Source organism: Pseudoalteromonas sp. SCSIO 43201 (assembly GCF_023716725.1).
Classification (GTDB): domain Bacteria; phylum Pseudomonadota; class Gammaproteobacteria; order Enterobacterales; family Alteromonadaceae; genus Pseudoalteromonas; species Pseudoalteromonas peptidolytica.
Genome location: NZ_CP072683.1, coordinates 2,585,474 through 2,597,614 on the forward strand (window position 1 = coordinate 2,585,474; position 12,141 = coordinate 2,597,614).

Here is a 12,141-nt window from a genome sequence, read left to right on the forward strand (position 1 = left end):
GTTAGATCACATTTATATACACATAAAAAAAGCGCCAACGCGGCGCTTTTTCATTATTGAGTTGCTATTGCTGCTCAGCTAATTGTAGCTGTGGCCTAATTACTTCGGCTTTAGCTTCAAGTGCAGCCAGTAGTTCTAAATAATTTTTATTAGCAAATGAGGAAGTGATTGATTGTTTCTGCTGCGGATCTATCTGTCCATCCACGTCTGGAGTGGTTACTGATTTAAGCACCACAAATGCAGCATCACCATTACCTAATTCAACCAACGCAGGGGAAGATTGCGCAACACCAGGTTGAGGAAGTTTAAATGCTTCAGTTGCAATCGCAGGAGGAACATCATAGCTTCTACGCTGCAGCTCATTGACACTTTTAACCTCAATGTTTTGTGCTTTGGCAATGTCTGCCAGTATCGTGCCATTTTGCAATTGCTCAAACAGTGATTGAGCTTTCTCAGTAATCAAGCTTGATGCTTTCTCAGCAACTAGCTGTGCTTGAATTTGCTCACTGACTTCTTCTAGCGGTTTAGTGGCCGCAGCTTTATGATCCGAAACACGTACAACGACAATGTGTTCTGGCGCAACCTCTAAAACTTCTGAATTCACTCTGTCTTCGATTAATTCAGGAGTAAAAATAGTATTATTTATAGCTGGCATGTTTAATGGCTCAGGAAGCGCATTACGGCTTACTAACTCGGTAGACTTAACTTCTACGCCAGCAACTTCTGCTGCATCTTGAAGGGAGTCCGCCATTTCAAAGGCCAATTCAGCAACCTGAGTTTGTTTTTGGTAGAAAGCATCTATTTTAGCTGCCTTTTCAAGCTCAGCACGCAACTCATCTTTAACATCATCAAAAGATTGGGCCTGTTGACGTTGAATATCAGTCAGCTTAATGATGTGATAACCAAACTCAGATTCAACCACCTCTGATACATCACCTATTGCTGCAAGCGAAAACGCTGCGTCTTCAAATGCAGGGTCCATCATCTCTCGTTCAATCCAGTCTAAATCACCACCTAGTTCTGCACTGACAATATCATCTGATTTTTCTTCTGCAAGAGTTGCAAAATCAGCACCGCTATTTAGCTCCGCTAGCAGCATGTCTGCTTTTTCTTTTGCAGCTGCAGCATCTTCACCCAAATCTACTAAAATGTGTGAAACGCGACGCCTTTCAGGCTCTAGATACTGGTTCTTTTGTTCTTCATAGTATGTTTTAACGGCCTCTTCAGTAACAGGCTCAGCAGGCTCTAAATCTTCTGCTTTCAACTCAATATAGTTCACAGCCACCAACTCCGGTGCTTGGAACTGATTCTGATTTAGATCATAGTAGCTCTGAACCTCTTCTGGTGAAACTGAGACTTCATCTTTTACTAAATCTTTACTTAAGACGGCATAATCGATTGCACGGGTTTGCTGCTGTAACGCAAGAGAATGTTGTAATTCATTTTCTAATACAAAGTCACTGCCAGCTACCGCAGAGATAAGTTGTGCTCGTGTCATTTCATCGCGTAAATACTCACGGAAGCTGTCAGGTTGAAAATTCATCTGGCGAATAACTTGGAGGTAACGGTCATTGCTAAACTCACCACCGATTTGGAAGTAAGGCATCTCAACAATCGCTTTTTTTACCTGCTCATCACTCACTCGAAGACCAAGTTCCTTTGCCAGTTGTGACTGTAGTTCTTGCTGTACTAATTGATCTACAACACCTTGGCGGATTTGTGCCATGTAATTTGGATCTGCTGCTATTTGCGCAAAATACTCACCAAACTGCTGCTCTAAACGTGCACGCTCATTCGAGTAAGCACGTGAGAACTTTGTCTGCGAGATCTTTATTCCATTGACTTCTGCGACAGGTTGCTCAGTGGTTTGACCTAGGTAACCACCGATCCCTGCTAACGCAAAAGATAAGATGACTAAACCTAATATGATTTTAGCCGCAGGGCCCTGTGAGCCTTCTCTGATCTTTTCAAGCATTTATTGTTTCTCTTATCTAAGTCAAAGCACATAAGCACTTTGTATTGCTAGATTTGGGTTAAGCATCACACCACCGCCACGAGGTTTGAGGTGGTATAAAAAAAGCGTATCTTAGCAGATACGCCTTTTATCTTGAAGCAGTTCGCGATGACTCTGCATCGCCTAATCCAAAATGAATTAGTTTACTGCGTCTTTAAGCGCTTTACCCGCTTTGAAAGATGGGATGTTAGCTGCTGCGATTTGAATAGTCTCACCAGTTTGTGGGTTACGACCAGAACGTGCAGCGCGCTCACGTACTGAGAAAGTACCAAAACCTACAAGTGCAACAGAGTCACCTTCTTTAAGTGCACCGGTTACCGACTCAATGAATGAATCTAGCGCACGACCAGCAGCCGCTTTAGAAATGTCAGCATCAGCTGCGATTTGATCGATTAATTGAGATTTATTCACAATATCATCCTCTTCCATAGTTATTATCAAAAGTTACTTCTATCTGATAACTTTTGCTATTCATTTAGAGACATCACAGCGACTCTCTAATTCTCGAAATCTTTCTCAAGCCTAGTGATTACGGGGCTTGCGAACCACCAAGCTTGAATACAGTGCCTAACTTAACACACCTTTTAGATTTGAAAAGCCTTTTCACTTAATTTTTTGGCTTTTTTCTTAGTTTTTTTGTGATTCTACACTAAAACTGTCTATTGGCTGCGCTAATGCTAATGATAGAACTTCGTCAATCCAAGACACAGCATGAATATCAAGTCCTTCAAGGACATTTTCAGGAATTTCTTTTAAGTCACGCTCGTTCTTTTTCGGTATTAAAACTCGTTTAATTCCACCACGATGCGCTGCAAGTAACTTTTCCTTTAAACCACCAATTGGCAGCACTTCACCACGTAATGTGATTTCACCGGTCATCGCGACATCTGCACGCACTGGGTTGCCTGTTAAACTTGACACTAAGCCTGTTACCATGGCGATACCCGCACTTGGTCCATCTTTAGGAGTCGCGCCTTCAGGAACATGCACATGAATATCACGCTTCTCGTAAAAGTCGTCGTTAATACGAAGCTTTTCAGCACGATTGCGTACCACCGTCATCGCAGCCTGAATAGATTCCTGCATCACATCACCCAAAGAGCCAGTGTACGTCAGTTTGCCTTTGCCTGGTACAGCAGCACATTCAATGGTTAATAGATCACCACCAACTTCTGTCCACGCTAGACCCGTAACTTGACCAACACGATCACCATCTTCAGCTTTACCGTAATCATGGCGCTGAACACCTAAAAATTCTTCTAGGTTTGTTTGGTTAATCACAACTTGCTTTACATCTTTGTCTAGCAAAATATTTTTCACCGCTTTGCGACAGAGTTTAGAAACTTCGCGCTCTAGGTTCCGTACCCCAGCCTCTCGAGTGTAATACCGGATAATACCAATAATCGCACTGTCTTCGATGTTAATTTCAGATTCTTTCAGACCATTACGCTTGATCTGTTTAGGAATTAAGTGCTGTTTCGCAATATTAAGCTTTTCATCTTCGGTATAACCCGACAAACGGATCACTTCCATACGATCAAGCAGTGGGCCTGGTATATTGAAGCTATTTGATGTCGCAACAAACATCACGTCTGATAAATCGTAGTCTACTTCTAAATAGTGATCTGCAAAGTTGCTATTTTGCTCAGGATCTAATACCTCTAATAGAGCGGATGCAGGGTCGCCGCGCATGTCCGATGACATCTTATCGATTTCATCTAATAAGAAAAGCGGGTTCTTCACGCCAACTTTCGACATACTTTGAATAAGCTTACCCGGCATTGAGCCAATATAGGTTCTTCTGTGACCACGAATTTCAGCCTCGTCGCGCACGCCACCGAGCGCCATACGCACATACTTACGACCTGTAGAACGCGCGATAGATTGGCCTAAACTGGTTTTACCAACTCCAGGAGGGCCAACTAGGCACAGGATAGGGCCTTTGAGCTTATTGGTGCGTTGTTGTACGGCAAGGTACTCGATAATGCGATCTTTTACTTTTTCTAAGCCATAATGGTCAGAGTCTAGAATCTTTTGCGCACCTGCTAAGTCCTTTTTCACCTTAGAGCGTTTTTTCCATGGGACATTTATCATCGTCTCTATGTAAGAACGCACCACAGTCGCTTCTGCAGACATCGGTGACATCATCTTCAGTTTGTTCAGCTCGGCCAGTGCTTTTTCTTCCGCTTCTTGCGGCATTTTTGCTTCGCTAATGCGTTTTTTCAGCGCTTCAAATTCATCTGGTACGTCGTCTAACTCACCAAGTTCTTTCTGAATTGCTTTCATTTGCTCATTCAGATAATACTCACGCTGTGACTTCTCCATTTGCTTTTTCACGCGAGAACGGATTTTCTTTTCTACTTGAAGTAAATCGATCTCACCTTCCATCAGCGCCATCAAGTACTCAAGGCGTTCTGTTACGTCATGAATTTCCAGTACCTTTTGCTTTTCAGGCACTTTAATTGGCATATGCGCAGCCATTGTATCAGCAAGGCGTGCGGCCTCATCAATACCTGAAACTGACGTCAGTACTTCAGGTGGAATTTTCTTATTAAGCTTTACATAGCCTTCAAACTGGCTAATTGCACTACGCACTAATATATCTTGCTCTTGCTCATCAGCATCCTGTGAAGGGATGTACTGTGCTTGCGCTAAGAAATATTCGTCTGTAACTAAAAATTCGTCTATTTTGGCGCGCTGCGTGCCTTCAACAAGTACTTTTACCGTACCATCAGGCAGCTTTAATAGTTGTAACACCGTCGCAATAGTGCCTGTTTGGTAGACATCATCAGTGCTAGGGTCATCAACTGAAGCGTCTTTTTGCGCAACCAAAAAGATTTGCTTGTCGTTGTCCATCGCTGCTTCTAGGCATTTTATTGATTTTTCTCGACCTACAAACAGCGGGATCACCATGTGCGGATACACGACTACGTCGCGCAGCGCTAGCACAGGAATTTCTACTCGATCCGTTCTTTCAAGCGTCATTATGTTCTCTTCGCACTTAAATTAATTTTGGGAATACTGAGCTATATGGGGATAACGCAGATAAAGTTCAATAGTTTATAGTAATCCACATCAAGTAGGGATCAATTTAAGGCATAAAGCAATCAAATATCAGTAAACTAAAGCTCCAGCTTATTTGCAATGATACCAATTTTCTTAATTAAGTGGTCTATTTTGAGGCGAGAAAATCTTGTCGATAACCAGGCAAAAATTTTGCTATTTAGTTGTTCTAAATAAGAAATTTTTAACGCTGTTAGCGTCAGATTTACTCCTTCAAATTGAGCACGTATTAAGTCAAATTGGTATAATAAGGGACTATATCGACTTCTTTCACAGCGTCGTATGTCTAGAAGCGACTTTTCCACTTAAAAAATAAACGGTTTATCAGCCCTGAGGGTTGAGCAAGTATTTAGCTAACTCATTGCTTCTCAATAGCATTGAATTACTCTCTTATCTAGCCAAAACGTTTCAGGGATAGCGTTGCCCTTGCCGGTTTCCAGAAAAGTATGAGTTATCCAAAGTTCAGGGTTTTTAGTTCAACTGGTATCATATTGGGGCAATACCTATTCGCTTAATTAAGCTTACTATTTTGAGGCGAGAAAACTCTGTCTATTACTATGCGAAAACTCTCCATTTAGTTGTTCTAAATAGAAGATGTTTAGCGCAGTTAGCGTCAGATTTACGCCTTCAAATTGAGCAAGTATTAAGCATAATTGGTATAAGCTCTGGTGAGGGAAAATACTGATTTAGCTTACCAACCATGAGCTAGCCTCGCAGTTTACCTTATACTTTTTGTTAGCTCCTAACTTAGATGTAAAAAGGAGCACTAGGCTCCTTTTATTTTAATTCTGAGCTACTCAGATGCCGCTTTTTCTTTACCATTGTTTTCGTAAATCATAATCGGATCTGACTCTCCTTTGATAACGGTTTCGTCAATAACTACTTTACTGACTTCTTCCAATGAAGGTAACTCATACATAGTGTCGAGCAATACGCCTTCAACAATCGAACGCAATCCTCGTGCACCGGTCTTTCGCTCCATCGCCTTATGCGCAATCGCTCGCAAAGCGTCTTCACGGAACTCAAGATCCACACCTTCCATCTTAAACAACGCTGCATATTGCTTTGTTAAGGCATTCTTTGGTTCGTTTAAGATCTCAATAAGCGCATCTTCGTCAAGTTCGGTCAAGGTCGCAACAACCGGTAAACGACCAATAAATTCAGGAATTAAACCGTATTTGACCAAATCTTCAGGCTCAACATCTTTAAATGTTTCGCTCAGTGAACGCTCAGAATCTTTTGACTTAACTTCAGCACCGAAACCGATGCCTGTATTTTTAGAACTACGTTGTTCGATCACCTTATCAAGGCCAGCAAATGCACCACCGCATATGAATAAGATTTTCGATGTATCAACTTGCAAAAACTCTTGTTGCGGATGTTTTCGGCCACCTTGAGGCGGAACAGATGCAACCGTACCTTCAATCAGTTTAAGTAATGCTTGTTGTACACCCTCACCCGATACATCACGGGTAATAGATGGATTGTCTGATTTTCTCGAAATCTTATCGATTTCGTCGATATAGACAATGCCACGTTGTGCCTTTTCTACGTCGTAGTCACATTTTTGTAGCAGCTTTTGAATGATGTTCTCAACATCTTCACCAACATAACCAGCTTCAGTTAACGTTGTTGCATCTGCCATCGTAAATGGTACATCAAGAAGTCTTGCAAGCGTCTCGGCCAATAGTGTTTTACCACTACCTGTTGGACCAATTAGCAAGATATTACTTTTACCTAATTCTACATCACCCTTACCACCTTGGTTGCGTAAGCGCTTGTAGTGATTGTATACAGCAACGGACAGCACTTTTTTCGCATGCTCCTGACCGATAACATAATCATCAAGGTGATTTCTGATCTCTTTTGGCACAGGTAATTTATCAGACGCGTCATGCTTAGGCGCAATATCTTTGATTTCTTCCCTGATAATATCGTTACAAAGTTCAACGCACTCGTCACATATATAGACAGATGGACCGGCAATTAACTTACGAACTTCATGCTGGCTCTTGCCGCAAAATGAGCAATACAGCAGCTTGCTATTCTTATCGCCGTCTGTTGGAGTGTCTGACATTCAGCTACCTCATTCTTTTGTTGTTATCTGTCGATAACATCGTATTTCTTTTAACTATACCAAAGAATAAAAGCTTTGGCATAGCAGTAACCAATGATTTATGCTCATTGGTTACCGACTAATCACTTCAGTTCGCGACGTGAATGAACCGCGTCAATTAAGCCATATTCTAGGGCTTGGTCAGCAGTCATAAAATTATCTCTATCGGTGTCACGTGCAACTACATCGTATGGTTGTCCAGTATGATCAGCCATCAGACGATTTAACTTTTCTTTAATAGACAAGATTTCTCTTGCATGAATTTCAAAATCTGATGCCTGACCTTGGAAGCCGCCTAAAGGCTGGTGGATCATCACTCGAGAGTTTGGCAAGCAATAACGTTTACCTTTAGCGCCGCCTGAAAGCAAAAATGCTCCCATACTCGCTGCCTGACCAACACAAACCGTACTAACATCAGGCTTAATAAAGTTCATTGTATCGTAGATAGACATTCCAGCAGTCACGGAGCCACCAGGTGAATTGATATACAAGAAAATATCTTTGTCCGGACTTTCCGACTCCAAGAACAACATCTGTGCCACGATCAAGTTGGCCATATGGTCCTCTACTTGACCTGTCAAAAAAATGATGCGGTCTTTAAGTAGTCTAGAGTAAATGTCATAAGAACGCTCGCCTTTAGCCGTTTGCTCCACGACCATAGGTACTAACGCATTGATTGGATCGATCATACCATCATTCATGTTTTTTATTCCTTACTAGCACAGAATTTGTTGCCTTATTGTAATAGGTAACTTAAATCGCTTGCGACTCAAGAGACATTCTGTCATTCGGTTTTAGGCTAATACTTTTTTGAGCGAAATGGAACGAGCATTTCTAACAGCTCGTTGTGATAAGCACATTTTGTCTTATACCATCAAGTATAGCTAATAAAATAAGCCATGCCTCAAGATATAAGTACTTTATGCTTCAATATCAAGGTGTAAAAACAAAAATGGCCCGAATTCTCTCACCGAGTAACTCGAGCCATTTAAACTTCAGCTTAGCTGGAAGTCAATGATTTCTTCAAAGACTTATTGAGCAGCCTGTGGGTTCATGATGTCATCGAATGATTTTTCAACATCAGAAACAGTTGCAGCTGCAAGTACAGCTTCAACAGCAAGCTCTTCCATTGCTACGTTACGCATCTGCTGCATAAGTTGATCGTTTGTTTTGTAGTATGAAACTACTTCACTTGGATCTTCGTATGCAGAAGCAACAGTCTCGATTAATTCTTCAACCTTTGCATCGTCTGCTTTGATGTCATTCGCTTTGATTACTTCACCTAAAAGCAAGCCAGTTTTTACGCGAGTAACAGCTTGCTCATGGAAAAGCTCAGCTGGTAGCTCAGGCATGTTTTGCGCGTTGCCGCCAAAACGCTGTGCAGCCTGTTGACGAAGTGCGTCGATTTCTTGATCAACTAGTGCTTTAGGCACTTCAACTTCGTTAGTGTCAAGAAGACCTTTGATCGCTTGATCTTTTACGTTTGCTTTAACCGCTTGGCTAAGCTCACGCTCCATGTTCTTCTTCACTTCTTCTTTAAGTGCGTCAACACCACCTTCAGCAACACCAAACTTAGTTGCGAACTCGTCAGTTAGTTCAGGAAGCTCTTGAACTTCAACTTTCTTCACAGTAATTGTAAATTGAGCTGCTTTACCTTTTAAGTTTTCAGCGTGGTAGTCTTCAGGGAAAGTCACATCAGAAACGACTTCGTCACCTGCTTTCTTACCAACGATACCATCTTCGAAACCTGGGATCATACGACCTTGACCAAGCTCTAGAGGGAAGTCTTCAGCTTTTCCGCCTTCAAACTCTTCACCGTCAATTGTACCAACGAAGTCAACCGTTACACGGTCTTTTTCGCCAGCTGCTGCGTCGCTTTCAGTCCAAGTAGCGTGTTGCTTACGAAGTGTTTCAAGCATGTTAGCAAGATCTTCGTCAGTTACTGAAACAGCAGGCTTCTCAACTGCAATTTTATCTAAGTCTTTAAGCTCAACTTCAGGGTATACTTCAAAAGTTGCATCGAACTCTAAATCTTTACCAGCTTCTAGTGACTTAGGAGCAAATGTAGGTGCACCCGCTGGGTTGATTTTCTCAGCAATGATTGCTTCGATGTAATTACGCTGCATAATATCGCCAGCAACTTCTTGACGAACAGCTGCGCCGTAACGCTTAGTGATGATTGACACTGGTACTTTACCAGGGCGGAAGCCATCGATACGCTGTGTTTTTGACAGTTGTTGTAGGCGTTTTTTAACTTCAGTCTCAACGTTCTCTGCAGGAACGGTGATGGTCAGACGGCGCTCAAGGCCTTGAGTCGTCTCAACAGAAACTTGCATGATTTACCTCAATCTTCATTTTTGGGCGACAAAGCGCCTTCCTTACTAACAAGACAACCATCATGCTTTTGTAGGCCTTCGGCTAAACTGCCAAACTCTCCGTTGCATGTGACGCTTGTTGCCTGCCCTACGGGCACTACGTTAATTAATAGACGCGGCATTATAACCTATTCAACGACGGAGTCGAGCAATCAGGTTAAATAATTAGGCATATTGGTGCTAATTGATTAAAAGTTAGTAAATTTGAAATAAATTACTGAGATACTGATAGAGAGAAAGTGGTCGGCGATGCAGGATTTGAACCTGCGACCCCTTGGACCCAAACCAAGTGCGCTACCAAGCTGCGCTAATCGCCGAACATAAGTATTTTGTAGAAGTGGTCGGCGATGCAGGATTTGAACCTGCGACCCCTTGGACCCAAACCAAGTGCGCTACCAAGCTGCGCTAATCGCCGACTAATTTTGGCATGTAGATGGGGCGACTGATGGGACTTGAACCCACGACAACCGGAATCACAATCCAGGGCTCTACCAACTGAGCTACAGCCGCCACTACATGTGGATTAAAATAAGATGGCGCACCCTGAAGGATTCGAACCTTCGACCGACGCCTTAGAAGGGCGTTGCTCTATCCAGCTGAGCTAAGGGCGCAAACTCGAGTAAACATCTTCATGCTACTATCTTATTTTAAAAGTGGTCGGCGATGCAGGATTTGAACCTGCGACCCCTTGGACCCAAACCAAGTGCGCTACCAAGCTGCGCTAATCGCCGACTGTGACCTTGGAGAACTAAGAACCTTTTTATCGGTGAGTCCTCGTTGGCAACGGGGTGCATAATAGTGATTTGCCCCCAGCAGGTCAAATATTTTTTTTAGTTTTTGTTTCAACTGCCTAATTTTACCACAAATTGTTGATAAAACAGCTGACTTAATCAAATTTTATACGCTCTTACCTAGGCAAGTTGTGAAAACCTCCGGTTTTACGCAATGCTAACTTGGCGGGCTGGCTGTTTTTTGCGAAAATAGCGGGCAAATGTCCTCTATCAAACTAATTAGCAGGACATATAAATAGAGCAACCCCATTATTTTTCTTTACAAGCAGAGTCATCACTCAATAAAAGTACTTGTATAGGAGAATTTAAAGGCTCTATCATCGTTCAAGTTTTTTAACCCTTAATATAGGTCAATCATGACGGCAAACATCATTGATGGCAAAGCTATCGCGAAACAAGTTCGTTCTACTGTTGCACAACGAGTTCAAGAGAGACTGGCACAAGGTCTGAGAGCACCAGGCTTGGCAGTTGTGTTAGTAGGTCAGGATCCTGCGAGTCAAGTTTATGTTGGTTCAAAGCGTAAAGCCTGTGAAGAAGTTGGATTTGTTTCTAAATCTTTCGACTTACCAGGTGACACGAGCGAAGCGCAACTGCTCACGCTTGTTGACGAGCTTAATGCAGACCCTGAAGTTGATGGGATCTTAGTACAATTGCCACTACCTGAAGGCCTAGACGCGGAGAAAGTGTTAGAGCGTATAGATCCTCACAAAGACGTCGACGGCTTCCATCCTTATAATGTGGGTCGTCTTGCTCAACGAATGCCAGCACTAAGACCTTGTACGCCAAAAGGGATCATTACCCTACTCGACTCTACCGGTGTGCGTTATAAAGGGATGCACGCTGTTGTGGTTGGTGCTTCAAACATTGTAGGTCGTCCAATGTCACTTGAACTGCTACTGGCAGGATGTACCACAACCGTTTGCCATAAATTTACCCAAGACTTGGAAGCCCACGTTCGTCGTGCAGATCTACTCGTCGTCGCAGTCGGTAAACCTGAGTTTATTCCGGGTGACTGGGTTAAAGAAGGTGCCATTGTCATTGATGTAGGTATTAACCGATTGGAATCAGGTAAGTTAGTCGGTGACGTGCAATATGACATCGCGGAACAAAACGCGAGCTTTATCACTCCAGTGCCTGGTGGCGTAGGCCCGATGACAGTAGCTAGCTTGATTGAAAACACCCTTGAAGCGTGTGAAAACTACCATAGCTAAACAGTATTGAGTTATAACACTGATAAAGGCCTCTAATGAGGCCTTTATCATTTTGAGCCTCACTAACTCAGTAGCGTGTCCTTGTTCGCTTTGTTTTCTTCTTGAGTTACCGCATCTCTCATTGCTTCTTCTAATGCAGCCATACGCTCTTCTAATTCTTCGGGTGAAATTTTTCCCTCGGCTGCGAGCTTTTCAAGCTCTGCCATTTTCTCTTTTAATTCATCAATTTTCTCTTTATTTGCCCCTAAGCGGCTAAACATTACCGCTTCTCTCATTTTTTCGAGAAATGTTTCATTACGCTCCACTACTTCATATTTAAATGGCTCGTCTACTTTATGGTCGAGTGCACGAGAAGATTGTGCAGCTATATTCGCAGCCGCGACATACGCTTGCTCTTGAGCACTTGATTTAGCTCGATTAGTTTGGGTAGGGCTGTGCTGCTGCGAAGCAGACTCTACAGTACGAGTTGCAAAGTGAGATTGATAAGTGATCATGATTGCTCTCCTTGATTTGTTCAAGAAGAGCAAACACTGTGCCAGAACAACCTGAAGTCAAATAACCCCAGGACGCC

8 protein-coding genes and 5 tRNA genes are annotated in these 12,141 nt (G+C 42.7%); 1 reads left to right on the forward strand and 12 read right to left on the reverse strand.

Going from position 1 to position 12,141, the window contains the following annotated elements; genetic code table 11:
* Positions 1-64: 64 nt before the first annotated feature.
* From J8Z24_RS11070 to J8Z24_RS11120, 11 genes are all read right to left on the reverse strand, one after another.
* Positions 65-1,975 carry a SurA N-terminal domain-containing protein gene (locus J8Z24_RS11070; RefSeq protein ID WP_252094686.1) on the reverse strand — a complete coding sequence of 637 codons (1,911 nt, stop codon included), beginning with the start codon at positions 1,973-1,975 and terminating at the stop codon, positions 65-67.
* A 177-nt stretch (positions 1,976-2,152) separates the two neighbouring features.
* A complete protein-coding gene (gene hupB / locus J8Z24_RS11075; RefSeq protein ID WP_125253533.1) occupies positions 2,153-2,425 on the reverse strand; it encodes a nucleoid-associated protein HU-beta in 273 nt (90 codons plus the stop codon).
* Between the two features lie 216 nt (positions 2,426-2,641).
* The gene (gene lon / locus J8Z24_RS11080; RefSeq protein ID WP_128731976.1) at positions 2,642-4,999 is read right to left on the reverse strand and encodes an endopeptidase La; all 2,358 of its coding nucleotides are present in this window, start codon (positions 4,997-4,999) and stop codon (positions 2,642-2,644) included.
* A gap of 871 nt (positions 5,000-5,870) precedes the next feature.
* The gene (gene clpX, locus J8Z24_RS11085; RefSeq protein ID WP_125253531.1) at positions 5,871-7,154 is read right to left on the reverse strand and encodes an ATP-dependent protease ATP-binding subunit ClpX; all 1,284 of its coding nucleotides are present in this window, start codon (positions 7,152-7,154) and stop codon (positions 5,871-5,873) included.
* Between the two features lie 122 nt (positions 7,155-7,276).
* Complete coding sequence (clpP, locus tag J8Z24_RS11090; protein WP_125253530.1) at positions 7,277-7,894, reverse strand: ATP-dependent Clp endopeptidase proteolytic subunit ClpP; 618 nt, start codon at positions 7,892-7,894, stop codon at positions 7,277-7,279.
* A 330-nt stretch (positions 7,895-8,224) separates the two neighbouring features.
* Entirely contained in the window at positions 8,225-9,529 is a 1,305-nt protein-coding gene (gene tig / locus J8Z24_RS11095; RefSeq protein ID WP_125253529.1) for a trigger factor, read from the reverse strand.
* Between the two features lie 279 nt (positions 9,530-9,808).
* Positions 9,809-9,885: transfer RNA gene (locus J8Z24_RS11100), tRNA-Pro, on the reverse strand.
* Between the two features lie 21 nt (positions 9,886-9,906).
* A tRNA-Pro gene (locus J8Z24_RS11105) sits at positions 9,907-9,983 on the reverse strand.
* 19 nt (positions 9,984-10,002) lie between these two features.
* Positions 10,003-10,078 (reverse strand) — tRNA-His (locus J8Z24_RS11110).
* A 24-nt stretch (positions 10,079-10,102) separates the two neighbouring features.
* Positions 10,103-10,179, reverse strand: a tRNA-Arg gene (locus J8Z24_RS11115).
* A 43-nt stretch (positions 10,180-10,222) separates the two neighbouring features.
* A tRNA-Pro gene (locus tag J8Z24_RS11120) sits at positions 10,223-10,299 on the reverse strand.
* Between the two features lie 416 nt (positions 10,300-10,715).
* On the opposite strand from J8Z24_RS11120, the gene folD reads away from it, so the two are divergent.
* Positions 10,716-11,570: a bifunctional methylenetetrahydrofolate dehydrogenase/methenyltetrahydrofolate cyclohydrolase FolD gene (gene folD, locus J8Z24_RS11125; protein ID WP_125253528.1), complete on the forward strand. Its 855-nt coding sequence runs from the start codon at positions 10,716-10,718 to the stop codon at positions 11,568-11,570.
* A gap of 62 nt (positions 11,571-11,632) precedes the next feature.
* On the opposite strand, the gene J8Z24_RS11130 is transcribed toward folD, so the two are convergent.
* Positions 11,633-12,064: a hypothetical protein gene (locus J8Z24_RS11130; RefSeq protein ID WP_147391147.1), complete on the reverse strand. Its 432-nt coding sequence runs from the start codon at positions 12,062-12,064 to the stop codon at positions 11,633-11,635.
* Positions 12,065-12,141 lie beyond the last annotated feature (77 nt).

What these genes read in the sequence shown, in the direction of transcription:
- lon (WP_128731976.1), bottom strand. Translation starts at nt 4,999, where the DNA reads ATGACGCTTGAAAGAACGGATCGAGTAGAAATTCCTGTGCTAGCGCTG.
- clpX (WP_125253531.1), bottom strand. Translation starts at nt 7,154, where the DNA reads ATGTCAGACACTCCAACAGACGGCGATAAGAATAGCAAGCTGCTGTAT.
- folD (WP_125253528.1), top strand. Translation starts at nt 10,716, where the DNA reads ATGACGGCAAACATCATTGATGGCAAAGCTATCGCGAAACAAGTTCGT.
- J8Z24_RS11070 (WP_252094686.1), bottom strand. Translation starts at nt 1,975, where the DNA reads ATGCTTGAAAAGATCAGAGAAGGCTCACAGGGCCCTGCGGCTAAAATC.
- clpP (WP_125253530.1), bottom strand. Translation starts at nt 7,894, where the DNA reads ATGAATGATGGTATGATCGATCCAATCAATGCGTTAGTACCTATGGTC.
- J8Z24_RS11130 (WP_147391147.1), bottom strand. Translation starts at nt 12,064, where the DNA reads ATGATCACTTATCAATCTCACTTTGCAACTCGTACTGTAGAGTCTGCT.
- tig (WP_125253529.1), bottom strand. Translation starts at nt 9,529, where the DNA reads ATGCAAGTTTCTGTTGAGACGACTCAAGGCCTTGAGCGCCGTCTGACC.